We start from the raw sequence: 25296 nt of genomic DNA, 5'->3' as shown, positions 1-25296 counted from the left end.
GGTCACTCCCCTCCGGCCCGAACGGCGCCGTCAGCCGTGGCGCCCGACGGCGTCAGGAACCGTTCCAGCATCTTTCCCAGTTCAGCGACGGTGCCCTCGAACGAGCCCGACTTCAGCAAAACCCGGGAGGAGAGCGCCACGCCCTGGACAGCCAGCAGCACCGTGGTGGCTGTGCCGGCCGAGGCCTCAATGCTGCCGTCGGCGGCGCCGGCGTCCAGCAGTGCCTGCAGCCTGTCCAGGACAATCTGCTGGCTGGCGCCGAAGCGGTCGGTCACGTAGGGGATCAGGAATTCGGGGTCGCGCTCGGCTATGGAGGCGATCAGCTCCGAGGTGGCGAACACCCGCACGCTTTCCACCGCGAAGTGCACCAGCTGGCGGCGGGCAGTGCCTGAGGCCGGGTGGCCCGCCACCCCTGCGTAGCGGCGAAACTCCTCGGTGAGCGCGGCCAGCACCGCGTTGTCCACCGAGCCCATCCGCCGGTAAAACGTCATGCGGGAGATGCCCGCCCTCTCGGCAATGTCATTCGCAGTGGTCCGCCGGACGCCGTGGACCACCACGGCCTCCCGCGTGGCCGCCAGCAGCTTGTCATCAGCCGGCGTGCTGGTACGTTGTGACTTCATGTGTCACACTGTATCCTATGGTGACCCACCTCACAGAGGAAATCCCCCGGTCGGTCTGGTACGGCTGGGGCGACCCTTACCGCGCCCGGCCGCTGAGCGCCTCCGCCCTCGAGTTCCTGCGCCGCACGCTGGGGCTGGCAGGCGTCGAGGCCATTCACCCGCCCACAGCCCTCGCCGATGTCCGGCTGTCCGCACCCGCACTGGACGATTCCGTGCTGGCGGAACTGCGCGACATTGTGGGCCCCGGGCACGTCTCCACGGACGCTGCGGAACGAATCCTCCACGCCGGCGGCAAGAGCACCCCGGACCTGTTGCGCCGCCGCAGCGGGGATGCCCTCGGCGCCCCGGACGCCGTCGTCTACCCGGGCGGCAGCGAGGAAGTGGGCGCCGTCCTGGCCCTGTGCGTGAAGCGCAAAGTGGCGGTGGTGCCATTTGGCGGCGGAACCTCCGTGGTGGGCGGGGTGGAACCGCTGCGCGGGCAGTTTTCCGGCACCCTCACCCTGGACCTGCGGCGCCTGGACCGGCTGCTCCACGTGGACCCGGCCTCCCGCACCGCCACCTTCGAGGCCGGGATCCGCGGCCCGGCCATCGAGGCGGCGCTGGCCCCGCACGGCTTCACGCTGGGGCACTTTCCGCAAAGCCACCAGGAGGCCACGCTGGGCGGCTACGTGGCCACGCGGTCCGCCGGACAGGCCTCCACCGGCTACGGACGCCTGGACCAGCTGGTCAAGGCCGCCCACCTCGAAACGCCCGCGGGCCCGTTCGACGCCGGCTCCCTGGCGCCGGGATCGGCCGCCGGACCCAAACTGCTCGACGTGGTGCTGGGCAGCGAAGGCACACTGGGTGTGATTACGCAGGCCACCGTCAAGGTGGTCCCCGCACCGCAGGCCAAGGTGTACGGCGCATGGACCTTCCCCACCTTTGAGGCTGGGGCGGAGGCCCTGCGCAAGCTCCGGCACAACGGCGCCCGGGGCGACATGCCACATGTGTGCCGGCTCAGCGATACGGATGAAACGGCGTCGACCTTCAGGCTGGGCGGGGCGAAGACCGGCGCACTGTCCCACTACCTCGCTGTCCGCGGCCAGAAGACGCCGGCGCTGGCACTGTTTGTCTGGGAAGGCGATGCGGGCCAGGCACGCGCCCGCAAGCGGCGCAGTGCCCGGATCCTGCGGCAGGCCGGCGGCATCGCCCTGGGGCCGCTGCCCGGGAAGTCATGGGAACACGGGCGGTTCAGCGGACCGTACCTGCGCGACGAGCTGCTGACCCGGGGCGTCTACGTGGAGACGCTGGAGACTGCCGCCACCTGGGGGCGCCTCGAAGACACGTACCGCAGTGTGCGGGGTGCCATCCTCAGCGCCCTCCAGGCCAAAGGCGCCGCCGCGTACGTCCAGACGCACATCTCGCACGTCTATTCCGACGGCGCCTCCCTCTACTTCACCTTCCTCGCCGGGCTGGAGGAGGACGGGCTGGCCCAAAACGCCCGCGTCAAGGCGGCGGCCAGCAACGCCATCGTTGCCGCGGGCGCCACCATCACCCACCACCACGCCGTCGGCCTGGACCACGCACCCTACCTCCGCGCTGAAATCGGGGACCTGGGCGTCCAGGTGCTGCGCAGCATCAAGGACACCCTGGACCCCGAAGGCATCATGAACCCCGGCAAGCTCATCCCCTCCCCGTCGTCAGGAACCCCATGACCGAGACCCTCGCATCCCTCGCTGGAACCACCGTCCTCATCACCGGCGCCGCCATGGGCATGGGGAAGATGTACGCCCAGCTCGCCGTGGCGGACCGTGCCGCGCATGTGGTGCTGTGGGACATCAATGGCGAACTGCTGGAAGCAGCCGCGGCGGAGCTTGCCGGCCGCGGCTCCGAGATCCACAGCTACGCGGTGGACGTCGGCAGCCTGGAGGCGATCGAGGCTGCCGCGGAAAGGGTGCGCACGGAAGTCGGCACGCCGGACATCCTCATCAACAACGCCGGCATAGTGCGGGGCAAGTACTTCTGGGAACACGACCAGCGTGCGGACATTGCCGCCACGATGGCCATCAACACGCTGGCCCTGATGCACATCACCCGCGAGTTCCTGCCCGCCATGATCGCGGGCGGGCGGCCCTCGCGCATAGTCAACGTGGCCTCCGCCGCGGGGCTGCTCGCCAACCCGCGCATGAGTGTCTACTCGTCCTCCAAGTGGGCCGTGATCGGCTGGAGCGATTCGCTCCGGCTGGAACTGGCGCAGGCCGGCCACCGCCACATCAAGGTGACCACCTTCTGCCCTTCCTACATCAAGACCGGCATGTTTGAAGGCGCCCGCGGGCCACTGCTGACCCCGCTCCTGGAGCCTGCGGACGTGACGAAGCGAGTGTGGCAGGCCATGAAGGAGGGCACGCCCATCCTCATGATGCCGTGGACCGTCAAGCTGAGCACGGCCCTGCGCGGCGTGCTGCCCCTGGCCGCCTGGGACCTGGTGGCCGGGCGAGTCTTCGGCGTCTACAAGTCCATGGAGCACTTCACGGGACGGAAGTAGGGGCGGCTACTTCCCGGTGAAGCCCGGCTTGCGCTTGGCAGTGAAGGCGGCGAAACCTTCGGCGTAGTCTGCTGTTTTGGACAGCGCCGCCTGCGCCTCATTTTCAAGCACGACGGCGTCCCACAGTCCCAGCCTGCGGTCGCGGATTTGTGCCACGAGGGTTTTGCTGGCAATGAATGCCCGGGTGGGCCCACCGGCCGCCTTGGCCGCCGCCGCCCGGGTGAAGTCCAGCAGTTCCTCCGCCGGCTTCGCCCGGCTGAACAGCCCCGACGCCACCGCCTCGGCACCGCTGATGAGCTCGGCCGTGTAGATCAGGTCCAGCGCCCGATGGGTGCCGAGCCTTTCGGTGAACAGCCAGTGGCCGCCGGAATCCAGCGTGGCGCCAAGGTTCGCAAAGGGCGATCCGATCTTTGCGTTCTCCGCCACGTACACCACGTCCGTGGCAACCAGCAGGCCCAGCCCCACCCCCAGGCAGGCGCCGTGCGCGGCGGCAAACGTGGGGGCGGGGAATGCTGCCATCTTCTTCATGAGCGGGGCCAGGAGCCCGTCGAGGTAGCCGCTGACGTCATCCGTGGCGGCCTCCACGCCTGCAATGTCGCGCCCGGCGCAAAACGCCCGGCCCTCACCCCTCAGGAGCAGGGCACGCACGGCGCCGGCAGCTGCGCCTTCCGCCGCCTCGTCATAGGCAGCCGACAGCTCCCCCAGCGCGGCCTCGTTGAGCGAGTTCAGCTTCTCCGGCGCGTTCAGGACAATCTCGGCCACTCCGCCGGCAATGGAAAGCTCAATCACGGTTGCTCCTCGGTTGGTGGCGATGATTCCTCGTTGTCGGCGGCGGCCCGGCGGTTTGCCGGCGCTTAGACACGACCGGAGGTGGCGCTCCGTTCGCAGAGCTCACTTCGCGCCACGCCGGCCGCGATGCGCGCCTACACAAACCGCCGGCTCCGCCGCCCGCGGCGCGGGGCCGTCAGCCGTCGTAGTCAACGGTGACCTCGGGGGTGGTGGGGCGGGACTGGCAGGTGAGGACGTAGCCGTTGGCGACTTCGTCGGGTTCGAGGGCGTAGTTTTCCTCCATGTCCACCGTGCCGCTCACCAGCTTGGCCCGGCAGGTGCCGCAGACGCCGCCGGCACAGGCGAAGGGAACGTCGGGGCGTACGCGCAGGGCAGCGTTGAGGATGGACTCGCGGGCGTGCGTGGGGCTGAGGATGTCCGCCGTGAGGCCGTCTAGGGTGAAGGTGATCTTGTACGTTTCCTCGGACTCATCCACCAGGACCGGCCGGCCGGCCTGGCCTTCGGGCCGGTCGGGGCGGCCCGTGGTGAACAGTTCAAAGCGGACCCTGTCGCGGGGCACGCCGCGGGCTTCCAGGACGTCCCGGCACAGCTGCACCAGTTCGAAGGGCCCGCACAGGAACCATTCGTCGACGTCGTCGGCGTGGATGGCGGTGCCGAGCAGTGCCTGAAGCTTCTCCGCGTCGAGGCGCCCGCTCATCAGGGGGGCAATGCGCTGTTCGCGGGAGAGCACGTGGTGCAGGGCGAAGCGCTGCGGGTACCTGTCCTTCAGGTCCGCCAGTTCCTCCAGGAACATGACGTCCATGGTGGCCTTGTTGGCGTAGACCAGGTCGAAGCGGGTGTCCGGGTTGCCGCGCAAAAGGGACTTGGCCAGGGCCATGACGGGCGTGATGCCGGAGCCGGCCGCAATGGCCACGTACGTTCCGGCCGTGGGCGCCAGGGTTTCCGGGTGGTTCATGCTGTTGAGCACATTGGAGACGCCCGCCTCTGACCCCGCCCGGCTGCCATGCTTGGAGATGAACGCGCCCATGGGGCTCATGACGTCCATGACTGCGCCGGCAGCCAGGGACGCGTTGGCCCAGGTGGAGAATTCACCGCCAATGTCGCGCTTGATGGCCACGCGCACTTCGGAGCTGCCGTCCTCAAATTGCTCGGGCACGGCGCAGATGGAGTAGCTGCGGCGCACCTCGCGGTCCACGCCGTCGGGGCCGGGCATCTGCACGCGCAGGGCCACATACTGGCCCGGCAGGTAGTCGTACCAGCCGGCCAGCTTGGCTGGCACGTCAAAGGCGACCTCGATGGCGTCGTCCGTGAGCCTGCGGACGGCCTTGACCGTCAACGCGTGGAAGGAGGCCCGGCGCCGGGCGGTGGCGTCTGCGGGAACTGTCATTAGAGCACCTTGAAGTAGTCAAACGGTTCCTTGCAGTCCTGGCAGACGTAGAGCGCCTTGCAGGAGGTGGAGCCGAAGCGGGTAAGTTCGCGGGTATTGAGCGATTGGCATTGCGGGCACTTGACCTGGAGGGCCAGCCGGACGGGGCCGCTGTGGCCGCCGGCGCGCGAGTGCCCGCTGGGCGGGGCAATGCCGTAGTCCTCCAGCTTGGCCCGGCCCGTTTCGCTCATCCAGTCGGTGGTCCACGCCGGGGACAGCACCATGAGCACGTCAACCTTTGCGTAGCCTTCCCGGCTGAATTCTGCCGTCAGGTCATCGCGGATGGCCTCCATGGCTGGGCAGCCGGAATAGGTGGGCGTGATGGTGACCTGCACGGCAGGCTTGGGTGCGCTTAGCTGCGGGGCAGCGTCACCCGGGGACCCGGCGTCGTACACTTCAACGCTGCGCAGGATGCCCAGGTCGGCGATGGTCAGCACGGGGATTTCAGGGTCGCACACCCGCGCGGCAACGTCCCAGGCCTGCTGCTGCGCCGTCCTAGTTCCGGTCTGCACGGCACTCACCAGCTGGCCCCGGGGAATTCGCGCGCCAGCACCTGCATCTCCGCCAGGATGAAGCCCAGGTATTCGGAGTGGCGGCCCTGGCGGCCCCCGCCCGTGGCCATGGGGTGGCCCGACACGTCCAGCCCGGCCTCGGCCAGGACTGCGCCGGTGCCCCGGTCAAATTCTTCCTTCAACGATGACGGCACGACGCCGGCGTCCCCGACCTTGGCGGTCAGCGGATCGTCCTCGAAGAGCTCGCCGACAAACGGCCACATGAGCTTCAGCCCCGCATCCATGCGGCGCCGGGACTCCTCCGTGCCGCCGGCCAGGCGCAGCACCCATTGGGTGCTGTGGTCCAGGTGGTAGTCAACTTCCTTGACCGCCTTGGCGGCGATGGCTGCCAGCATGGGGTCGCTGGACTTGGCCAGTTCACGGTACAGCGGGAACTGGTAGCTGGCTGCAATGAACTGCCGGGCAATGGTGGCGGCAAAGTCGCCGTTGGGCTGTTCAAAGAGGTGCGCGGAGCGGAATTCCGGTTCGCGGCGGAAATAGGCAAGATCGTCCTCGGACTTGCCCCAGGCGCTGCCCGCATACGTGAGGAAGGAGCGGGCGTGGCCCAGTTGGTCCAGGGCGATGTTGCCCAGGGCAACGTCCTCCTCAAGCTCCGGCGCACGGGAGATCCAGTGGCCCAGGCGCTGGGCCAGGATCAGGGCGTCGTCGCCCAGTCGCAGCGCATATTCGGCCACGTCCGCGCCGGGCCTGGCCGTGCCTTGCTTGGCGGCAAGCGCAATGTCCTCGGGGCGCAGTGCGAAACCGGGTGTGATGCGCGTGGCGGAGGCGGAAGAATCCCCCAGGGAGGCCCCGCCTCCGTGCATGTCGGCCGTCACAGGTGCTTCACCCCTTCGCTCTTCGTGTAATACGTGGCGTGGCGGTAGTCCTTGCCCTGGGGCGATTCAAAGAAGGCGCCCTTGGAGTCCGGGTCGGAGGCGGCGATGGCGTCGGAGGGAACCACCCAGATGGACACGCCCTCGTTGCGACGGGTGTAGAGGTCGCGGGCGTTGCGCAGCGCCATGGAGGCGTCCGGGGCATGGAGGGATCCGGCGTGGACGTGGCTGAGCCCGCGGCTGGAACGGACAAATACCTCCCACAGGGGCCAGCGGTGGGCACCTGCCCCGGCAGCCGCCGTCGCGCCTTCAGTTGATGTTCCTTCACTCATGGTCAGGCTGCTGCTTTCTGTTCGGCGGCCTGCTTGGCCAGCTGCTTGTCGTGGTAGGCGGCGGCAGCCTCGCGGACCCAGGCGCCGTCTTCATGGGCGGAGCGGCGGCGTTCCAGGCGCTGGGCGTTGCACGGGCCGCGGCCGGCCAGCACCTCCTTGAATTCCTCCCAGTCCAGGGGGCCGTATTCCCACTTTTTGGTGTCCTCGTTGAAGCGGATCTCACTGTCCGGCAGGGTCAGGCCCAGGACCTTGACCTGCTCGGCCAGCATGCCCACGAAGCGGGAGCGGAGCTCGTCATTGCTGAAGCGCTTGATGTTCCAGGCCATGGACTGCTTGGAGTTGGGTGAATCGTCATCCGGCGGGCCGAACATCATCAGCGACGGGGCATACCAGCGGTTCACGGCATCCTGCGCCATGGCCTTTTGCTCCGGCGTGCCGTGGGCCAGTTCCAGCAGGATCTCGAAGCCCTGGCGCTGGTGGAAGGACTCCTCCTTGCACACGCGCACCATGGCCCGGCCGTACGGGCCGTAGGAGGCGCGGCACAGCGGCACCTGGTTGCAGATTGCGGCGCCGTCCACCATCCAGCCGATGGCGCCCATGTCCGCCCAGGTCACGGTGGGGTAGTTGAAGATGGAGGAATAGCGGGCCTTGCCGGCCACCAGGGCGTCCATCATGTCATCGCGCGTGGTGCCGAGCGTTTCCGCGGCGGAGTAGAGGTACAGCCCGTGGCCGGCCTCGTCCTGGACCTTGGCCATGAGGATTGATTTGCGCTTCAGGCTCGGGGCCCGGGTGATCCAGTTGGCCTCCGGCTGCATGCCGATGATTTCCGAGTGGGCGTGCTGGGAGATTTGACGCACCAGTGAGCGGCGGTAGGCCTCCGGCATCCAGTCCTTGGGCTCCACCCGGGAGTCCTTGGCAATGATGGCGTCAAAGTTCGCCTGGCCCGCGGCGTCATTCGAGGCTGGGGCGTCCGGTGCATTGGGTGCGTTGGTGGGGGCGGGCTGGCCCGCCGGCTGCACGATCCGTGCCATGGAAACTCCTCTAGTGTGGTGCCATCATTATTTACCGACCGTTCGTTCAGAATATAGTGTGACGGGCGCCTCGTCAATCACACCGGGCCCGGATTGACAGAACGGGTGCGGAGGGTATTACCTAATGAACATTCGGTAAGAAAAAGTGAGGAGCAACACATGGCGTCCAGCGAGGCCGGGGCCCGGCACCCGATCCTGTCGAACGACTACGCGTCCGAGTGGCTGGGCATTGAGGTCCTCGGGTTCGGCGACGGCCACGCCACCATTGCCATGACGCTGCGCCCGGAGATGATGAACGGCTTCGGCATCACGCACGGCGGCATGATTTTTGCCTTCGCCGACTCCGCCTTTGCCCTGGCCTGCAACTCCGCCCAGGGTGACAGCAGCCACGTGACGGTGGCGTCCGGCGTCGACGTCAATTTCCTGGCGCCAACGCGCGCCGGCCAGCGGATCACCGCCGTCGCCAACCGCCGCCAGCAGCAGGGCCGCAGCGGGCTGTATGACGTGCAGGTCACTGCCGAAAACGGCGGCTCCCCCACCGTGGTGGCCGAATTCCGCGGGCGCAGCCGGACCATTCCCAATAGACACACGAATTGAAAGGTCCGTCATCGATGACCGACACCACCAAGACCGACCCCTCGCAGCTGGATGCAGCGGAACTCATGGGCCGCGAGGAGCTGGAGTCCCTCCAACTCAGCCGGCTTCAGCACACCCTGGCCTACGCCTACGACCGGGTGCCCATGTACAAGCGCAAGTTTGACGAGGCCGGCGTCCACCCCTCCGATCTCCGTGAACTGCCTGACCTCGCCAAGTTTCCGTACACCACCAAGGAAGATCTCCGGCTGGAGTACCCGTTTGGCATGTTCGCCGTGCCGCAGAGCGAGGTGGTGCGCATCCACGCCAGCTCCGGCACCACGGGCCGGCCCACGGTGGTGGGGTACACCCAAAACGACCTCAATGTTTGGGCGTCCCTGGTGGCCCGGTCCATGCGGGCTTCCGGCGTGCGGCCCGGCATGAAGGTCCACAACGCCTACGGCTACGGACTGTTCACCGGCGGCCTGGGCGCGCACTACGGTGCCGAGGCACTGGGCACCACCGTGATTCCCATGTCCGGCGGGCAGACGGAAAAGCAGATCCAGCTGATCCTGGACTTTGAGCCGGACGCCATCTTGTGCACCCCCACCTACCTGCTGACCATCATGGACGCGATGACCCACCGGGGAATCGACCCGCGCAGCACTTCGCTGAAATTTGCCGTCTGCGGCGCCGAGCCGTGGACGGAGGAAATGCGGCACGAGCTGGAAGTCGGCATGGACCTGGACGCCTGCGACATTTACGGGCTGTCCGAGGTCATGGGGCCTGGCGTGGCCGGCGAATCGGTGGAAACCAAGGACGGCAACCACATCTGGGAGGACCACTTCCGCCCGGAAATCATTGACCCCTTCGACCACACCACTGTCTTGCCCGACGGACACAAGGGCGAGCTCGTCTTCACCTCCCTGACCAAGGAGGCGCTGCCGATCATTCGCTACCGCACCAAGGACCTCTCCAGCCTGCTCCCCGGCACGGCACGGCCCTCCATGCGCCGCATGTCCCGCATTTCCGGGCGCAGCGACGACATGATCATCCTGCGCGGCGTGAACATGTTCCCCTCCCAGATCGAGGAAATCGCCCTGCGCATTCCGGCGCTTAGCCCGCATTTTCAGCTGGAACTGACCCGCACGGGCCGGATGGACGAAATGACCATCCACATTGAGCCGCGCGAAAACACCACCCCCTCGGACCGTGCGGCCGCCGCCGCCGAACTGAAGTCCCAAATCAAGATCCATGTGGGTTCCTCCTGCGTGATCGACGTCGTTGAACCAGGCTCGCTGGAACGCTCCAACGGCAAGCTCCGCCGGATCTACGACAACCGCCCCAAGGCCGGGCCCAGGGCCGGTGATTGAGCCCCAGCCGAAGTCCCCGTGAGAAACTAGGAACCATGCCCAACTCCGCCCCTGCCACCGCCACGTCCTCCTCGAAGCGCGGCCGCCCCGGCTACGACCAGCAGTCAGTGCTCCGGATTGCCGTGGATGTGTTCAACAAACATGGCTATGACGCCACGTCGATGGGCTTGCTGGCGGAGCACCTGGGCATCTCCAAGTCCGCCATTTACCACCATGTCCCGTCCAAGGAGGAACTGCTGCGGCTGGCCTTGGAGGAGGCCATGGGCGGCCTGGAGGGCGTCCTGAAGCTCGACGGCGCCATGTCCGGCCCGCCCGACTCCCGCCTTGAGTTTGTGCTCCGGGGGACCATCGGGGTGCTGGTGGACCGGCTTCCCTTTGTGACCCTGCTGCTGCGCCTGCGCGGCAACACCGAGATGGAACGCGACGCCCTGGCCCGGCGCCGCGTTTTCGACCGCACCATCACGGGGCTGGTCGCCACTGCCCAGCTGGAAGGCTCCTTGCGCACCGACATCGCCCCCGGCACCATCACACGGCTGCTGTTTGGCACCATCAACTCCATCGTGGAGTGGTACAAGCCCGGGGGCCCGCTCTCGGCTGAAAAGCTGGCCGACGACGTCATCACCATGTCCTTCCAAGGGCTGCACAAGTAGCCGTCTGCGGCGGCGAACCGGCGATTTTTCGGGGATCATCCCTCCACAGGTGGAGCAGGTTGTGGAGTTTTCCACATATTCGAATTTCTCTCGAACAGTGTCAGTGCTTCCGCGTAGTGTGGAGGCATGGAAGCAACGGCAAGGACGCCGGGAGAGCCCGGTTCCGCACAGCATGGGAGCGCGGCTGGTGAACACATTCACCAGCTTTTGGGCCTTGCCAACGCCCTAGTGCGGGCCGCCTCAGCAGCACAGGCACCGTCTTCACCGCTTGTTGCTTCGCCGCCTGTTTCCCCACCCCTCATTTCCTCGCCCTTGGGGCTTGAGCTTGGGACCCTCACGGATGCCGAGGCCGTCGCCTGGGCCCAACAGCTGGAGCAGCTCAACCGGCACCTGCAAGGCCTCCTGGTCCAGGCCGCCGGGGAGTTGTCGAACCGCATGGATGACGGCCGTTACGAAGAATCCGGATCCCGGACCCCCGGCGAATTCCTGAGCGATTCCCTCAGGCTCAGCCGCGCCGAATCTGCCCGCCGCCTCCGGCTGGCCAGTCGTTTCCTGCCCACCACCGACGCCCTCACGAAGGTCACGGCGGAGGCCACTCAGCCGGTGCTGGGCTCGGCCTTGTTCTCCGGGCGGGTTTCAGCTGAACAGGCCGTCATGATTTCCGGTTTTGTTGATGCGGCGTCACGCCTTGCCGCTGAGGGGACCGTTCCCGAAAACAAGGTGCGCGAACTGGAACAAAATCTCACCGGGCATGCGGATGTTGAGCCGCCTGAATTCCTCCGCCGCCTGGGCGCGCATGCCATGGCACTCCTTGACCCGGACGGGCAAAAGCCGTCCGAGTCGGAGCTCTTGGCCAAGCAGGGCATCTTCTTCCGCCGTCAATGGCGCGGAATGGTCCGCATCGACGGGCATTTAACCATCCGCCAGTATGAGCACCTCATGGCTGGCATCGGTTGGGCCACGAGTCCCAGGGTGAAAGATGTCGAGGGGGCAGATGCCGAACAGGCGGATGACAAACGGGCGAATGACAAACGGGCGAATGACGATGAGGCGGGCTTGGAACAGCAAGCCAATCCGGCCGGGCCCGGTCCGGACCAGCTGGAGTTCTTGACAGAACTGCTGAACGTGGGCCGTGCCGGGCAGACCACGCAATCCCCGCGGACACAGCAGGCACCTCAAGAACAGCAATCCCCGCCACCACAGCAATCTCCATCAGTACCGCAGGAACCTCAAGCACAGCAATCCCCACCAGTCCTCCTGGATCCGAGGCAGCCCTTGTGGACGCCGTCCACAGGGGACGACGGCAGCACCTGGATTAAGCCGCCTTCTGTCGCCATCAGCCCATGGGCATCGCCCGGTTGGCCTCAGCCACTGGTAGCCCAAGACCTTCCGGCCCCGCCTCCGGGAGCCCCACCGCATGCCATCCCGCCCCGCTTTTTCGGCGACAAGTGGTTCTGGATCCCGGACCTCCTCGACTGCGGCCCTGGCAACGGCTGGGCCAGGCCATCCCAGGCCGCCGAAGTCCCCTGGACCTTGGGGCCCGCACCGGACTGGCCACCGCAGCCTGAAGGTGACGGCGCAGAGCCGTGGCCGCGCCTGGTTGACGGCGTGTTGGTGCCCGAGCCCGGCTCCGACGCGGAGCTGGAGGGGCTCAACCCCATCGACCCCAAAAGCACCGACCCGGCCGTCCAGGACAGGCGCACCCGGGGCCAAAGACTTCTCGACGGGCTGATCAATTGCGTCCGCTTGGCCGCCCGCACTGACAAGCTGCCCCTGAACGGTGGGCTGAAGTCCCAGCTCTACCTCTCCACAAGCCAGGAAGACCTCGACCAACAGGCTGCTGCCGGCACGGTCCTTGTGCCGTACAGCGGCAGGGTCCCCCTGGCCCTGTTCGAGGAAGACTTATGCGATGCCGACGTCACCCAACTTTTGCGCGACAGCAACGGCGGCATTTTGGATGTTGGCCGCACGCAGCGGCTGTTCACCTTCGCACAACGAAAGATCCTGGCCGCCCGGGACATGGGCTGCGCCTATCCGGACTGCATGGCGCCGCCGCAGTGGGCGGAAGCCCATCACATCCGCCCCTGGAAGGACGGTGGGGCGACAAGCGTGGACAATGGCGTCCTCTGCTGCAGCCTTCACCACCACTATCTCCACGAGCGTGGCTGGACCGTCAGGCTCGTCGGTGGCACCGCCTGGTTCACCCCGCCCTACTGTGACGACATCACGCGAACGGAGCGACGCAACACATACCACCGCGGCATGTCGTGACTCAGGCCCCGGGCGGTGGACGCCGGTCGGGGGGCGCCGGGGACGGTACCCGCGGCAACTGGATTGACGGCCAGCCCGGCACGGCGCACGCTGGAGGCATGGCCACCAAGATATCAGCCTCACTCTGGGCACTCCTGCCGGAGCTTCGCTACGAACCCACCGCCAAACACATCCGCGCACTGCTGGGCGGGGTCCCCGTGCTGGACACCCGCAGCGCCGTGGTGCTTTGGGAACCACGGCGGGTGGTGCCGTGCTACGCGGTGCCGGCGAACGACGTCGTGGGTGTCCTGAGCCCTGCCCCGCCCACGCCGCCGTCACCGGATCTGCCCCCTGTACTGCACCCCGGCATTCCCTTTGGCCAGCACAGCGCCCCGGGAACGGCACTGGACGTCTCGTCCGGCGGACAGACCGCGGCGGGAGGCGCATTTGAGCTGGACGACCCGGACCTCGCCGGCTACGTGGCATTTGACCCCACTGCATTCAGCTGGCTGGAGGAGGACGACTCCGTGCAGGCCCACCCGCGCGACCCCTTCCACCGCATCGACATCCGGCACAGCACCCGGCACGTGAGGGTCAGCAGCGGCGGCGTGGCGCTGGCTGAATCCACCACACCGGCCCTCGTGTTTGAGACAGGCATGGCGGAGCGGATTTATGTGCCGCCGTCGGACGTGAACTGGGACCAGCTGATCCCCACCGATTCCGTAACGCTGTGTCCCTACAAGGGGGTGGCCAGCTACTGGCGGCTGGCGGGCGGGTCCGGGGAGGATGTGGCCTGGAGCTACCAGAAGCCGTTGCCACCCGCCGCGGAAATCGCCGGCTACGTCTGCTTCTATGACCACCTCGTGGACGTCACGGAGCTATAGACAGACGCGTGTAATCCCGACAGTGGCGGAGCCGGCATTTTTTGTAGGTGACGTAAAGGAGACGCCAAAGGCCGCCCGCGGCCGACGCGTCGGATAGTCACCGGAAAAATGCCGGGCCGCCACAGGGTCTTGCCTACTTGTACAGCGTGTCCTCTTTCTCCACGAGCGTCAGCACGTCGTAAGTGGCCACGATCTCGCCGTTTTGATTGTGCAGGATCGCGTCCCAGCAGACCTCGCCATATTCGTCGGTGACGCGGGGGGTGATTTTCTTGGCCGTCAGGGTCACGCGGATCGAGTCGCCGGCCGCCACGGGTGTGATGAAGCGCAGGTTTTCCAGCCCGTAGTTGGCCAGCACGGGGCCCGGCGCGGGTTCCACGAACAGCCCGGCCGCCCAGGACACCAGCAGGTAGCCGTGGGCCACGATGCCCGGGAAAAACGGATTCTTTTCTGCGGCAACCGCATCCGTGTGGGCGTAAAAGGTGTCGCCCGTGGTGTCGGCGAACGCCGTGATGTCCTCCAGCGTGACCTGCCGCAGCCCGGAGGCGAATGCGTCGCCAATGTGCAGCTCGGCCAGGGATTTGCGGAACGGATGGACGGCACCGGCCACGGCACCGAACTCCGGATCGCCGGCAGCCACCCGGTCAGCTCCCGTGTGCCACACACCTGTCACGGCCGTGAGCATGTTGGGCGAGCCCTGGATGGCGGTGCGCTGCATGTGGTGCTTGACGGAGCGGATGCCGCCCAGTTCCTCGCCGCCGCCGGCACGCCCCGGCCCGCCGTGCACCAGGTGGGGCACGGGCGAGCCGTGGCCGGTTGACGTGCGGGCGTCCTCGCGGTTAAGGACCAGTACGCGGCCGTGGTGGGCTGCAATGCCTGTGACCAATTGCCGGGCGACCTCAGGATCGTTGGTGCACACGGTGGCAACGAGGGACCCGGCCCCCATTGCAGCGAGCCGGACGGCCTCGGTGACGTCGACACCCTGCTCTGCGCCGCCGTCGTGCGTGTCATAACCCAGCACGCTGGTGACTGGGCCAAAGGCCTCCAGGGTGTGGACGGCCGGGGACTCGGGGTCGGCCCAGCCCAGGACCACGGGGGACATGAATGCACCGTCAGCGACAGCGGCCACGGACCCGTCCGCGAGGGTCACCCGGGGTGCGTCCAGGGTGCCGAAGGCGAGTTCGCCGCCGGCCGCGAGCATGGTCTCGACGGCGGAGCGGACGTCCGCCAGCTGCTCCAGCGAGGCGAGGGCCCCCATGGTCACGCCGGCGGCGCGGGGATCGCCCACCACCACACGCTCGGTGATCCGCGAGCCAATCGCGTCAATGACCGCCTGGCGCAGCTCATTGGGGACGATGGTGCGCCGGATGGACGTGCACTTCTGCCCGGCCTTGACCGTCATTTCGGTGACCACGGACTTGACGAAGGCATCGAATTCCGGCGTGCCGGGGACGGCGTCGGGGCCCAGGATGGCGGCGTTGAGCGAATCGGTCTCGGAGGTGAAGCGGACGCCGCCATGGGCCACATTGGGGTGGTTCTTCAGCAGGTTGGCGGTGCTGGCGGAGCCGGTGAAGGAGACCATGTCCCGGTAGTCCAGACGGTCCAGCAGGTCCCGGGCGGAGCCGGAAATCAGCTGCAGGGAGCCGGCGGGCAGGATCCCGGATTCAACGATGGCGCGCACCGCCGCCTCCGCCAGGTAGCCGCTGGGGGTGGCCGGCTTGACGATGGTGGGCACGCCGGCAATGAAGGCGGGGGCGAACTTTTCCAGCATGCCCCAGACAGGGAAGTTGAAGGCGTTGATCTGCACGGCCACCCCGGGGATGCGGGTGTAGATGTGCTCGCCGATGAAGGAGCCGTCCTTGCTGAGCACCTCCACCGGCCCGTCCACAATGACGTTGGCGTTCGGCAGTTCGCGCCGGCCCTTGGAGGAGAACGTGAACAGCACGCCAATGCCGCCGTCGATGTCCACCATGGAGTCGATCTTCGTGGCGCCGGTCCGGGCGGAAATTGCGTAAAGCTCCTCGCGGCGGCCGTTGAGGTACTGCGCCAGCTCGCGCAGCTTCAGTGCCCGCTCGTGGATGGTCAGCCCGCCCAGCGAGGCCTGCCCCACGGTCCTGCCGTGTTCGACGGCGGCGGCCAGGTCCAGCCCTTCGGCCGACACCCGGGCGAGGACCTCCCCCGTGCTGGCGTCGCGCGCATCGGTGCCCCCGGCGCCGTCGTCCGGAGTCCACCAGGCATCCTGGATGTAGCTGGGCACCGTTTCAATAGCTGTCTTCATGTCCATCCGTTTCCCTCGAATCCGCGGGGCCTATGCCCAGTTGAAAAAACCCTTGCCGGTTTTGCGGCCCAGCTCGCCGCGGGCCACCTTGTCCCGGAGCAGCTGCGGCGGTGCAAAGCGCTCCCCCAGCGTTTCCGCCAGGTATTCGGCAATTTCCAGCCGCACGTCCAGGCCCACAACATCGGTGGTGCGCAACGGGCCAGTGGCGTGTTTGTAGCCAAGCACCATGGCGTTGTCGATGTCCTCGGCACTCGCCACGCGCTCCTCCACCATGCGGATGGCCTCCAGCGCCAGCATCACGCCCAGGCGGGACGAGGCGAACCCCGGTGCGTCGTTAACCACGACGGCGGTCTTGCCGAGCGCTTCCACCCAGCCTTTCGCCGTGGTCACCAGGGCGGGGCTGGTCTGCTTGGCAATGACAACCTCGATCAGCGTGGAAGCCGGGACCGGGTTGAAGAAGTGCAGGCCGATGAAGTTTGCGGGCCGTTCCAGCTCAGCGCCGAGCCCGCTCATGGAAAGCGATGAGGTGTTGGACGCCAGGAACGCCGTGGGCGCCAGGTGCTTTTCCACGTCTTGCAGGGAGGCCACCTTCAGCTCCCAGATTTCCGGGACGGCCTCCACCACCAGCGCGCAGGCGGCAAAGTCCGCGTAGTCGGTGGACACTGAAAGCCGGTCCAGGAACCCCTCCGCGCTGCCGGCCAGGCCGCGCTCCACGGATTTTGCCACGGAGGCTTCCACGCGGGTGCGGGCGCCTGCGGCAGCGTCGCCGTCGCGCTCCACCACCAGCACTTCGCAGCCGGCCATCAGGAAGGCGTGGGCAATGCCGGCGCCCATGCGCCCGCCGCCCAGGACCCCCACAAAGTGAGGGAGGGTTGGGGAAAACACGCCGGAAGGTGAGGGAGCGTCGGGGGTGGGGGTCATTTCTTCCTCTTGTCCAGGAATGCCTGCATGCGGGCGAACTTGGCAGGCGACTCAAAGAGTTCGGCCTGCTCGTGGTTGTCTATGTCGGGATGGGCTTCACGCGGGGCGTGAAACACGCGCTTGGTGGCCTGCACGGCCAAAGGGTCCTGCAGCCCGATCCGGTCCGCCAGTGCGTGGGCGGCCGGCAGCAGTTCGGCGGATTCCACGAGTTCGGTGACCAGCCCCACGGCCAGGCAGCCCTCCCCGGTGAGGATGCGCCCGGCCAGCAGCATCTGCTTGGCCACGGGCTCGCCCACCAGTTCCTTCAGCCGCCACGTGGCACCGGCCGCCGCCATGATGCCCAGCGATGTTTCGGGTTGGCCCATGCGCAGCGCGCGGGTGCCGATGCGGAAGTCGGCGGCGTAGGCCAGCTCGGCGCCGCCGCCCAGTGCATACCCGTCCAGGGCCGCGATGACGGGCATGGGGAGCTTGGCGATTCGGTCGAACAGGCCGGAGTTGATGCCAGCCAGGGCGTCGTCGCGGCGGCGTTCGCGCAGTTCGGCAATGTCCGCCCCGGAGGCGAAGATCCCCTTGGTCCCGGCGGCCTCGTCGCCCGGTATCCCGGACAGGACCAGCACTTTGGGATGGGCCTCCAGGTGGGTGCAGACAGCGTGCAGCTCGGCCACCATCTGCGCGTCGATGGCGTTCCGCACCGCTGGCCGGTTGAGCTGGACGGCCACGCGGTCTTCCGCCTCGGTGACCACAAGCGTGGCGAAGGCGGCGGGATCGAGGAGGTGCCCGGCGTCGTGCGTCATGACAGGCCTTCCACGAGCAGCGCGGCGCCCTGGCCCACGCCCACGCACATGGTGGCCAGGCCCAGTCCGCCGGGGGCCTCGCGTTCCAGGCGTCCCAGCAGCGTGATGACTATGCGGGAGCCGGAGGAGCCCAGCGGGTGGCCGAGGGCGATGGCGCCGCCGTCGTTGTTGACGGTGCCGGTGTCCAGTCCCAGTTCGCGCATGCAGGCCAGCGACTGGGAGGCGAACGCCTCGTTGAGTTCGACGGCGGCCAGCTGGCTGATGCCCGTGCCCTGCCGCTCGAGAACCTTGTGGGTGGCGGCGACGGGCCCCATGCCCATGATTTCCGGGGCCAGGCCGGCCGAGGCGCCGTCGATGATGCGGGCGCGCGGGGTGAGGCCGTACTTTTGGATGGCAGCTTCGGAGGCGACGATGATGGCGGAGGCGCCGTCGTTGAGGCTGGAGGCATTGCCCGCCGTGACCACGGTACCTCCCTTGACCACGGGGCGCAGCCCGGCCAGCACGTCGGCGGTGGTGCCGGGGCGCGGGCCCTCGTCGGTGTCGACCACGGTGTCGCCCTTGCGGCCGCGGACCGTCACGGGCACAATTTCGTCCCGGAACCGGCCGGCCGCAATGGCCGCCAGTGCCAGCTCGTGGGAGCGGACAGCAAAGGCGTCGCAGTCCTCGCGGGAGGTGCCGTACACGCGGGCCACTTCCTCGGCTGTTTCCGACATGGAGAATGTCATTTTTCCGCCGCGGGACAGCTCCCCGGAAAGGAAACTGGGGTTGCTGAAGCGCCAGCCGATGGAGGTGTCAAAGGTGGCGCCTGGCTTGGCGAACGCCTTCTCCGGCTTGGCCATGACCCAGGGCGCCCGGGACATCGATTCGACGCCGCCGGCCACCACAATGTCCGCCGCCCCGGCCTTGACCATGTGGCTCGCCATCGTGATGGCGCTCATGCCGGAGGCGCACAGCCGGTTGACTGTGATGCCGGGGACGGTGTCGGGGAAGCCAGCCAGCAGCCAGGCCATGCGGGCCACGTTGCGGTTTTCCTCACCGGCGCCGTTGGCGTTGCCGAAAATGACCTCGTCGACGTCGGCCGGGTCGATTCCGGTCCGGGTGATGAGTTCCTTGATGGTCAGGGCGGCGAGGTCGTCGGGCCGGACGGTGGCGAGGGCGCCGCCGTAGCGGCCCACGGGCGTCCGGACGCCGTCCACCAAAAATGCCTGTGGTGATGCTGTGGCCATGAAAGTACCCTTCGAACGTGCTCTGCGGCGTGGCAATTGCTTCCGCCAGGGACCCGGCCGCCAAATTACCGACCGTTCGTTCTATAAATATTCCATGTGATGGGGCGCACGGTCAACCCGCGCTCCGCTGTGGGCATACACCCGTGCCGCGCCGGGCAGTGGTCTATACAGTGGATCCATGACCCTTCCCGATGCCGCAGCCACCCCGTCCGCAACCGAAGCTGCCGCAGCCCCCGTCGCCAAAAGGGTGCCGGTGGAGCGCACCCACCACGGCGACACCTTCACGGACAACTACGAATGGCTGCGCGAGAAGGACAACCCGGAAGTGGTGGCGCACCTCAACGCGGAGCAGGCATTTACTGACGCCGTCACGGCCGGCCAGGAACAGCTGCGCACGGACATCTTCAATGAGATCAAGAACCGCACCCAGGAAACGGACCTGTCCGTGCCGAGCCGCAAGGACGGCTGGTGGTACTACGCCCGCATGGTGGAGGGCAGCGCCTACTCGATCCAGTGCCGGGTGAAGGCCAGCGGCGACGGCAGTGCCGTCGAGGATTGGACGCCGCCCGTGGTGGAGCCCGGCGTGGACGTCCCGGGCGAAGTCATTTTGCTCGACGGCAACGCCGAGGCCGAGGGACAGCCGTTCTTCTCGCTGGGCGGTGCCGCCGTGACCCGTGACGGGAATTTGTACGCTTTTGCCGTGGACAACGCCGGCGACGAGCTGTTCACCGTCCGGATCAAGGACCTGCGCACCGGCGAGCTGCTGCCGGACACCATCGACAAGGCGTTTTACGGCCTGGCCTTCTCCCCCGACGGCACCACGCTCTTTTACATGGTGGCGGATGATTCCTGGCGCCCGTACCAGGTGAAAACCCACGTCCTGGGCACGCCGGTCTCCGAAGACAAGGTCCTGTACCAGGAGGACGACGTGGCCATGTGGACGGGGTTCGGCCTCTCCGCCGACCGCCGCCACCTGGCCGTGAGCATCGGCTGCTCCGAGTTCAGCGAAACCCGCCTGCTGGACTTCGCCGCCCCCGAAAAGGGCCTGCAGACGCTCATCCCGCGCAGCGAGCACGTCCTGTACGACGCCGAACCGTTCCTGTGGGAGGGTGTCGAAAAGGTCCTGCTGACCCATGACCGCGACGCCGCCAATTCCATGATTTCCCTGGTGGACGCCGCGGAGTTCGCCAAGCCCCTGGCGGATCAGGACTGGACCACCGTCATTGCCCATGACGAGACCGTGCGTATCAACGGCGCCACCGTCACAGCCACCCACATGGTGGTGTCGCTGCGCCAGGACACCATTGAGCGCGTCCAGGTGACCCCCCTGGACGGCCTGGGAACCGCGGCGCAGGCGGCCGGCGTCGAGCCTGTTTTTGATGAGGAACTGTATACGGCCTCGATGGGCGGGAGCGAGTTTGAGTCCCCCGTGATCCGGCTGGTCTACACCTCCGATTTCACGCCGCCGCGCGTTTACGACTACGTATTGCCGGTGGGCACGGCGGGCGGCGAACTGCTGCTGCGCAAGGAGACCCCCGTGCTGGGCGGTTACCGGTCCGAGAATTATGTGGCCACGCGCGAGTGGGCCGTGGCCGGCGACGGCACGCGGGTGCCGCTGTCCGTGCTGCGGCGCGCGGACCTGGTCCGGGACGGGTCAAACGCCGGCGTGGTGTACGGCTACGGTTCCTACGAGGTCAGCATGGACCCCGGCTTTGGCGTGCCCCGGCTGTCCCTTCTGGACCGCGGCGTGGTCTTCGTCATTGCCCACGTGCGCGGCGGCGGCGAGATGGGCAGGCACTGGTACGAGGACGGCAAGAAGCTGAACAAGAAGAACACCTTCACCGACTTCGTGGCGGCCACGGACTGGCTGGCGGGATCCGGTTGGGTGGACCCGGCACGGATCGGTGCCATGGGCGGCTCGGCCGGCGGGCTGCTGATGGGCGCCGTGGCGAACCTGGCCCCGGAGAAGTACGCGGCCATCGTGGCGCAGGTGCCGTTCGTGGACGCCCTGACCACCATCCTGGACCCGGAGCTGCCGCTGTCCGCCCTGGAATGGGAGGAATGGGGCAACCCCATCACGGACCCGGAGGTGTACAAGTACATGAAGGGGTACACCCCGTATGAGAACGTGCGCCCAGTGGCCTACCCGAAGATTGCCGCCGTGACGAGCTTCAACGACACCCGGGTGCTGTACGTGGAGCCGGCCAAGTGGGTCCAGGAACTGCGTTCCACTTCCACGGGGACCGAGCCCATTGTGCTCAAGATCGAGATGGACGGCGGCCACGGCGGCGCGTCCGGCCGGTACGAGGGCTGGAAGACGCGCGCCTGGGACTACGCATTCCTGGCCGACGCGATCGGGGCCACGGAGCTGCGGTAACCCGCCCTACGACCGCACCACGGAGTAAATGGCCTCGGACGTCCATTCGCCCTTGAGGTACATGTTGTCGCGCAGCACGCCCTCCCGGCGCATGCCGAGCCGCTCGCAAATGGCAGCGGAGGCGGAATTGCGGGCGTCCAGGCGGGCCTCCACGCGGTGGAATCCCAGCGTGTCCATGGCCAGGTCCAGCACGGCCCGGGCACCCTCCGTGGCGTACCCCTGCCCCCTCACCTCGGGTGCCAGCGTCCAGCCGATTTCCCCCAACAGTTCCGGCCCCACGCCGTTGTCCGGCTTGCCGCCGGAGTTCCATTTCAGCGCCAGCTCCCCCACCAGGCCCGGCTGCCCCGCACGTTCCACGGCAAAGGTGGCCCAGTCCCCCGGACCGGCAAACGGGTCCTCGATGTACTTGGCAATGCGCGCCATGCACTGCACGTAGCTGCGCGGCCCGCCCAGGAGGTAGCGGGCGGTCTCAGGCAGGCGCTGGTAGGCGTAGTAGGGCTCCAGGTCGGCCGGCGTGAATTGGCGCAGGACCAGGCGTTCAGTGGTGAGCGGGTACGGAATTTCAACCATGCAAAGAGCCTACCGCTGCTCCGTTCCGAGCACGACGGCGGCCGTCGCCTCCGCGATGGCGCGCTCCTCATCCGTGGGGACCACCAGGACGGGGAAAGCCGATTCGGGGGTGCTGACCACCCGCGGCGAGCCGGACCGCTCAAGGTTGGCAACGGCGTCGAGCTTCAGGCCCAAGGCACCCAGCCGGTCCACCACCAGGGCACGGAACGCCGCCGAGTTCTCGCCAATCCCGGCCGTAAACACCAGCGCCTGCGCGCCGCCCACGGCAACATGGTAGCCGCCAATGTACTTCGCCAGCCGGTAGGAGGTGATGTCCAGGGCCAGCCGGGCGTGCGCATCCCCGGCCTCGGCAGCCTCCACGATGGCCCGCATGTCGTTGTTGCCGGCGAGCGCCTTGAGCCCGGAATCGCGGTTGAGCAAGGTGTCAATCTCATCGGCGGACAGGCCCTGGCGCTGCAGGAAAATCAGGATGGACGGGTCCAGGTCGCCGCTGCGCGTGCCCATCACCAGCCCTTCGAGAGGCGTGAATCCCATTGAGGTGTCCACGCTGGCCCCGCCCCGGACGGCGGTCAGCGAGACCCCGTTGCCCAGGTGGGCCACCACAGCATTGAAGTCCGGGACCGGAATGCCCAGCAGCTCCGCGGCCCGGCCCATGACAAATTCGTGCGAGGTTCCATGGAAGCCGTACCGCCGGATCCCGTACTGCCGGTAGAGCGAGTCCGGCACGGCGTAGCGCCACGCGTACTCGGGCAGGGTCCGGTGAAACGCGGTGTCAAAGACGGCCACCTGGGGCAGCGCCGGCCACTTCGCCGTGATGGCGCGGATGCCCAGCACGTTGGCCGGGTTGTGCAGTGGCGCCAGCGGGTTCAGCCGCTCAATGGACCGGGTGATTTCATTGTTGATGAGCACAGGCTCGCTGAATCGCTCCCCGCCGTGCACCACCCGATGGCCGACGGCGTCCAGCGGCTTCTGCGCCAGGATTCCTTCCAGCCCCGCCGCCACCTGGTCCATGGCCACGCCGTGGTTGGCGGGGCCGCCGCCACCCTCGCCGATGCGCTCGATCAGCCCGCTCGCCTGGATCTCATCGGTGGTGGTGTCACGCACCTGGTACTTGAGGGAGGACGAGCCGGAATTGATGACGAGCACGCGCATTAGGGTTCCTTGCGTTCGGTGGTTTCGGTGCGTTCGGTGGTTGGGCTTGCCGAAACCTGGGCCTGGATGGCGGTGATGGCCACCGTGTTCACAATGTCCTCCACGGTGCAGCCGCGGGAGAGGTCGTTGATGGGCTTGTTCAGCCCCTGCAGCACGGGCCCCACGGCAACGGCGCCGGAGGACTGTTGCACTGCCTTGTACGTGTTGTTGCCCGTGTTCAGGTCCGGGAAAATGAACACGGTTGCCTGCCCGGCCACCTCCGACGCCGGCATCTTGGAGGCGGCAATCGAGGCGTCCACGGCGGCGTCGTACTGGATGGGGCCCTCCACGGCCAGGTCGGGACGGGCGCTGCGCACCAGCTCGGTGGCGCGGCGCACCTGCTCGACGGCCGATCCGGCACCGGAGCCCCCCGTGGAGTACGAGAGCATGGCGATGCGCGGCTCCACCCCAAACTGTGCGGCAGTTGCCGCCGAGGCAATGGCAATGTCCGCCAGCTGTTCCTCATTGGGTTCGGGGTTCACCGCGCAGTCGCCGTAGACCAGCACCCGGTCCGCCAGCAGCATCAGGAACACGGAGGAGACAATGCTGACGCCGGGGCGGGTCTTCACAAATTCCAGCGCCGGCCGGATGGTGTTGGCCGTGGTGTGGGCGGCGCCGGAGACCATGCCGTCCACTTCGCCCCGCTGGACCATCATGGTGCCAAAGTAGGAGCCGTCCGCCATGACTTCCCGGGCACGGGCCAGGTCCACGCCCTTGTGCGCCCGCAGGCGCTGGTACTCCACGGCAAACTCCTCGCGCAGCGGTGACGTTTCCGGGTTCACCACGGCAATGCCGCCCAATTCCACGCCGTGGGCCGCGGCGAGCTCCTCGATGGCTGACCTCTTGCCCAGCAGCGTCAGCTCGCAGACATCGCGGCGGAACAGGATCTCCGCTGCCCTGAGCACGCGGACATCACCGCCTTCAGGCAGCACAATGTGCTTGCGTTCGCTGCGGGCCCGCTCAATGAGCTCGTGCAGGAACCGCAGGGGTGTCATGGTGGCCGGCCGCGGCAGGGAGACACGCTCCAAAAGTTCGGCCTCGTCCACGTTGCGGGCCCAGGCGCCCATTGCGGCGGCAACCTTGCGGCGCTGGCCGGAGTGGATCTCGCTGCGCACCCCGCTGACGGTGCGGGCGGTGCTGTACGTGTCGTCGTCGTGCGCGAAAACAGGGAACGGGGCATGGGCCAGGAAAGGCAGCACGTGCGGGTCCGGGGGAAGCCCGCCGGTGAGGATCATGCCGCTTGGGACAGGAAATTCAGGGGAGAAGGCGGAGGCCAGGGACGCCACCATGACGTCGGCCCGGTCCCCCGGGACAATCACCAGGTCGTTGGGCTCCAGCAGGTTCAGGAAATTCCCCACTGTCATGGCGGCCACCTTGATGGCGTGCACGTCCCGCTCCAGCTCGGAACTCCCGGCAATCTGGCGCAGGCCCAGGTTGGCGGCCACCTCCGCCACGGTGGGACGGGAAATCTCCTCGATCTCGGGAATGACGTAAACGGGGCGGTGGCTGGCCCCGGGGCGCACGGCGGCCTTGATGGCCTCCACTTTGTCCGGTTCAGCCCGGTTGACCATCATGGCCAGCAGCGAACAGTTTTCGGCGACCAGTTCCTTGCGGGCCACATCCACGGCGTCGGCAGTCTCCTCCGCCGTCAGCCCGCGGGCACCAATCACGGCCAGGACAGGCAGGCCCAGGTTGTTTGCCAGGCGGGCGTTGAGGTCAAATTCGACGGCGGCGTCCTGGCCGGTGAGGTCCGTGCCCTCAACGATGACCACGTCGGCGTTCTTGGCGATCTGGCTGTAAATTTCCACGCAGCGGGCGTCAATTTCCTCGCGGCGGCCGGCCGCCAACAGCGCCCGGGCCTCTGCGCCGGTCATGGCGCTGCGGCACACGCCGGCGTCGAGCTTGTACATGCGGCGCAGCAGCGCCACCGTGGGGTCCGCTTCGGCGTCGGGGGCCGAGGTGATGGGGCGGAAGAAGCCGATCCTGTCCGCATGCCGGTGCAGGGCATCGGCCAGGCCCAGCGACACAAGTGTCTTGCCGGATCCGGGTGTGGTGGCACTGACATATATTCCACGGGCCATGGCTGTGAACCGCCTTTCGAGCGTC

At 67.6% G+C, this 25296-nt stretch carries 22 protein-coding genes; 8 read left to right on the top strand and 14 right to left on the bottom strand.

Features of this window, described 5'->3' with window-relative positions; genetic code table 11:
- Positions 1–2 precede the first annotated feature (2 nt).
- A complete protein-coding gene (locus G6N77_RS10175; protein WP_165182052.1) occupies positions 3–620 on the bottom strand; it encodes a TetR/AcrR family transcriptional regulator in 618 nt (205 codons plus the stop codon).
- Positions 621–637: 17 nt separating this feature from the next.
- On the opposite strand from G6N77_RS10175, the gene G6N77_RS10170 reads away from it, so the two are divergent.
- Positions 638–2314 (top strand): FAD-binding oxidoreductase, encoded by a 1677-nt coding sequence (locus G6N77_RS10170; protein WP_165182051.1) that lies wholly within the window; start codon positions 638–640, stop codon positions 2312–2314.
- On the top strand, positions 2311–3144 hold the full coding sequence (locus G6N77_RS10165; protein ID WP_165182050.1) for an SDR family oxidoreductase: 834 nt from the start codon (positions 2311–2313) through the stop codon (positions 3142–3144). Before G6N77_RS10170 ends, G6N77_RS10165 begins: the two co-directional genes overlap by 4 nt.
- Positions 3145–3150: 6 nt before the next feature.
- On the opposite strand, the gene G6N77_RS10160 is transcribed toward G6N77_RS10165, so the two are convergent.
- The 6 genes from G6N77_RS10160 to paaA all read right to left on the bottom strand — a co-directional run bounded on the left by G6N77_RS10160 (position 3151) and on the right by paaA (position 8106).
- Positions 3151–3933, bottom strand: coding sequence for an enoyl-CoA hydratase/isomerase family protein (locus tag G6N77_RS10160; protein ID WP_165182049.1), 783 nt, complete (start codon positions 3931–3933; stop codon positions 3151–3153).
- A 175-nt stretch (positions 3934–4108) separates the two neighbouring features.
- Positions 4109–5320, bottom strand: coding sequence for a 1,2-phenylacetyl-CoA epoxidase subunit PaaE (gene paaE, locus G6N77_RS10155; RefSeq protein WP_165182048.1), 1212 nt, complete (start codon positions 5318–5320; stop codon positions 4109–4111).
- Positions 5320–5880, bottom strand: coding sequence for a 1,2-phenylacetyl-CoA epoxidase subunit PaaD (paaD, locus tag G6N77_RS10150; RefSeq protein ID WP_165182047.1), 561 nt, complete (start codon positions 5878–5880; stop codon positions 5320–5322). Before paaD ends, paaE begins: the two co-directional genes overlap by 1 nt.
- The gene (paaC, locus tag G6N77_RS10145; RefSeq protein ID WP_165182089.1) at positions 5877–6734 is read right to left on the bottom strand and encodes a 1,2-phenylacetyl-CoA epoxidase subunit PaaC; all 858 of its coding nucleotides are present in this window, start codon (positions 6732–6734) and stop codon (positions 5877–5879) included. The genes paaD and paaC overlap by 4 nt, the downstream gene beginning before the upstream one ends.
- Positions 6735–6742: 8 nt before the next feature.
- Positions 6743–7075, bottom strand: a complete 333-nt coding sequence (paaB, locus tag G6N77_RS10140) for a 1,2-phenylacetyl-CoA epoxidase subunit PaaB (RefSeq protein WP_165182046.1) — start codon at positions 7073–7075, stop codon at positions 6743–6745.
- Between the two features lie 2 nt (positions 7076–7077).
- Complete coding sequence (gene paaA / locus G6N77_RS10135) at positions 7078–8106, bottom strand: 1,2-phenylacetyl-CoA epoxidase subunit PaaA (RefSeq protein WP_165182045.1); 1029 nt, start codon at positions 8104–8106, stop codon at positions 7078–7080.
- A gap of 159 nt (positions 8107–8265) precedes the next feature.
- Here paaA and paaI point away from each other — a divergent pair, with 159 nt between their 5' ends.
- The 5 genes from paaI (at position 8266) to G6N77_RS10110 (ending at position 13836) form a co-directional block, all read left to right on the top strand.
- A complete protein-coding gene (gene paaI, locus G6N77_RS10130) occupies positions 8266–8703 on the top strand; it encodes a hydroxyphenylacetyl-CoA thioesterase PaaI (protein ID WP_165182044.1) in 438 nt (145 codons plus the stop codon).
- A 14-nt stretch (positions 8704–8717) separates the two neighbouring features.
- Positions 8718–10052, top strand: coding sequence for a phenylacetate--CoA ligase PaaK (gene paaK, locus G6N77_RS10125; protein ID WP_165182043.1), 1335 nt, complete (start codon positions 8718–8720; stop codon positions 10050–10052).
- A gap of 35 nt (positions 10053–10087) precedes the next feature.
- Positions 10088–10702 (top strand): TetR/AcrR family transcriptional regulator, encoded by a 615-nt coding sequence (locus G6N77_RS10120; RefSeq protein ID WP_165182042.1) that lies wholly within the window; start codon positions 10088–10090, stop codon positions 10700–10702.
- 126 nt (positions 10703–10828) lie between these two features.
- Positions 10829–12973, top strand: coding sequence for an HNH endonuclease signature motif containing protein (locus G6N77_RS10115; protein WP_165182041.1), 2145 nt, complete (start codon positions 10829–10831; stop codon positions 12971–12973).
- A 98-nt stretch (positions 12974–13071) separates the two neighbouring features.
- Positions 13072–13836, top strand: a complete 765-nt coding sequence (locus tag G6N77_RS10110; protein ID WP_165182040.1) for a DUF427 domain-containing protein — start codon at positions 13072–13074, stop codon at positions 13834–13836.
- Between the two features lie 133 nt (positions 13837–13969).
- Here the strand turns inward: G6N77_RS10110 and paaZ are convergent, their stop codons facing one another.
- The 4 genes from paaZ to G6N77_RS10090 are packed head-to-tail and all read right to left on the bottom strand — an operon-like array spanning position 13970 to position 19052.
- Positions 13970–16111, bottom strand: coding sequence for a phenylacetic acid degradation bifunctional protein PaaZ (paaZ, locus tag G6N77_RS10105; protein WP_370875216.1), 2142 nt, complete (start codon positions 16109–16111; stop codon positions 13970–13972).
- 30 nt (positions 16112–16141) lie between these two features.
- The gene (locus G6N77_RS10100; RefSeq protein ID WP_165182038.1) at positions 16142–17032 is read right to left on the bottom strand and encodes a 3-hydroxyacyl-CoA dehydrogenase family protein; all 891 of its coding nucleotides are present in this window, start codon (positions 17030–17032) and stop codon (positions 16142–16144) included.
- Complete coding sequence (locus G6N77_RS10095; protein ID WP_165182037.1) at positions 17029–17826, bottom strand: enoyl-CoA hydratase/isomerase family protein; 798 nt, start codon at positions 17824–17826, stop codon at positions 17029–17031. Before G6N77_RS10095 ends, G6N77_RS10100 begins: the two co-directional genes overlap by 4 nt.
- The gene (locus G6N77_RS10090) at positions 17823–19052 is read right to left on the bottom strand and encodes a thiolase family protein (protein WP_165182036.1); all 1230 of its coding nucleotides are present in this window, start codon (positions 19050–19052) and stop codon (positions 17823–17825) included. The genes G6N77_RS10095 and G6N77_RS10090 overlap by 4 nt, the downstream gene beginning before the upstream one ends.
- A gap of 178 nt (positions 19053–19230) precedes the next feature.
- On the opposite strand from G6N77_RS10090, the gene G6N77_RS10085 reads away from it, so the two are divergent.
- On the top strand, positions 19231–21429 hold the full coding sequence (locus G6N77_RS10085; RefSeq protein ID WP_165182035.1) for a S9 family peptidase: 2199 nt from the start codon (positions 19231–19233) through the stop codon (positions 21427–21429).
- 6 nt (positions 21430–21435) lie between these two features.
- Here G6N77_RS10085 and G6N77_RS10080 read toward each other — a convergent pair whose 3' ends face one another.
- Genes G6N77_RS10080 through pta form a run of 3 tightly spaced genes read right to left on the bottom strand, consistent with a single transcriptional unit; the run spans position 21436 to position 25271 of the window.
- A complete protein-coding gene (locus tag G6N77_RS10080) occupies positions 21436–21999 on the bottom strand; it encodes a GNAT family N-acetyltransferase (protein ID WP_165182034.1) in 564 nt (187 codons plus the stop codon).
- Between the two features lie 9 nt (positions 22000–22008).
- A complete protein-coding gene (locus G6N77_RS10075; RefSeq protein WP_165182033.1) occupies positions 22009–23151 on the bottom strand; it encodes an acetate/propionate family kinase in 1143 nt (380 codons plus the stop codon).
- Positions 23151–25271, bottom strand: a complete 2121-nt coding sequence (gene pta, locus G6N77_RS10070) for a phosphate acetyltransferase (protein ID WP_165182032.1) — start codon at positions 25269–25271, stop codon at positions 23151–23153. Before pta ends, G6N77_RS10075 begins: the two co-directional genes overlap by 1 nt.
- Positions 25272–25296: the final 25 nt, after the last annotated feature.

The sequence above is a fragment of the Arthrobacter silviterrae genome (genome assembly GCF_011045165.1).
Classification (GTDB): domain Bacteria; phylum Actinomycetota; class Actinomycetes; order Actinomycetales; family Micrococcaceae; genus Specibacter; species Specibacter silviterrae.
Note: the sequence above shows the minus strand (reverse complement) of the source record. Positions and strands in the feature narration are given on the sequence as shown.

What these genes read in the sequence shown, in the direction of transcription:
- paaZ (WP_370875216.1), bottom strand. Translation starts at nt 16,111, where the DNA reads ATGAAGACAGCTATTGAAACGGTGCCCAGCTACATCCAGGATGCCTGG.
- paaI (WP_165182044.1), top strand. Translation starts at nt 8,266, where the DNA reads ATGGCGTCCAGCGAGGCCGGGGCCCGGCACCCGATCCTGTCGAACGAC.
- G6N77_RS10115 (WP_165182041.1), top strand. Translation starts at nt 10,829, where the DNA reads ATGGAAGCAACGGCAAGGACGCCGGGAGAGCCCGGTTCCGCACAGCAT.
- G6N77_RS10085 (WP_165182035.1), top strand. Translation starts at nt 19,231, where the DNA reads ATGACCCTTCCCGATGCCGCAGCCACCCCGTCCGCAACCGAAGCTGCC.
- G6N77_RS10175 (WP_165182052.1), bottom strand. Translation starts at nt 620, where the DNA reads ATGAAGTCACAACGTACCAGCACGCCGGCTGATGACAAGCTGCTGGCG.
- G6N77_RS10165 (WP_165182050.1), top strand. Translation starts at nt 2,311, where the DNA reads ATGACCGAGACCCTCGCATCCCTCGCTGGAACCACCGTCCTCATCACC.
- paaA (WP_165182045.1), bottom strand. Translation starts at nt 8,106, where the DNA reads ATGGCACGGATCGTGCAGCCGGCGGGCCAGCCCGCCCCCACCAACGCA.
- G6N77_RS10110 (WP_165182040.1), top strand. Translation starts at nt 13,072, where the DNA reads ATGGCCACCAAGATATCAGCCTCACTCTGGGCACTCCTGCCGGAGCTT.
- G6N77_RS10090 (WP_165182036.1), bottom strand. Translation starts at nt 19,052, where the DNA reads ATGGCCACAGCATCACCACAGGCATTTTTGGTGGACGGCGTCCGGACG.
- G6N77_RS10080 (WP_165182034.1), bottom strand. Translation starts at nt 21,999, where the DNA reads ATGGTTGAAATTCCGTACCCGCTCACCACTGAACGCCTGGTCCTGCGC.
- paaK (WP_165182043.1), top strand. Translation starts at nt 8,718, where the DNA reads ATGACCGACACCACCAAGACCGACCCCTCGCAGCTGGATGCAGCGGAA.
- paaB (WP_165182046.1), bottom strand. Translation starts at nt 7,075, where the DNA reads ATGAGTGAAGGAACATCAACTGAAGGCGCGACGGCGGCTGCCGGGGCA.
- G6N77_RS10075 (WP_165182033.1), bottom strand. Translation starts at nt 23,151, where the DNA reads ATGCGCGTGCTCGTCATCAATTCCGGCTCGTCCTCCCTCAAGTACCAG.
- G6N77_RS10100 (WP_165182038.1), bottom strand. Translation starts at nt 17,032, where the DNA reads ATGACCCCCACCCCCGACGCTCCCTCACCTTCCGGCGTGTTTTCCCCA.
- pta (WP_165182032.1), bottom strand. Translation starts at nt 25,271, where the DNA reads ATGGCCCGTGGAATATATGTCAGTGCCACCACACCCGGATCCGGCAAG.
- G6N77_RS10120 (WP_165182042.1), top strand. Translation starts at nt 10,088, where the DNA reads ATGCCCAACTCCGCCCCTGCCACCGCCACGTCCTCCTCGAAGCGCGGC.
- paaC (WP_165182089.1), bottom strand. Translation starts at nt 6,734, where the DNA reads ATGCACGGAGGCGGGGCCTCCCTGGGGGATTCTTCCGCCTCCGCCACG.
- paaE (WP_165182048.1), bottom strand. Translation starts at nt 5,320, where the DNA reads ATGACAGTTCCCGCAGACGCCACCGCCCGGCGCCGGGCCTCCTTCCAC.
- G6N77_RS10170 (WP_165182051.1), top strand. Translation starts at nt 638, where the DNA reads ATGGTGACCCACCTCACAGAGGAAATCCCCCGGTCGGTCTGGTACGGC.
- G6N77_RS10095 (WP_165182037.1), bottom strand. Translation starts at nt 17,826, where the DNA reads ATGACGCACGACGCCGGGCACCTCCTCGATCCCGCCGCCTTCGCCACG.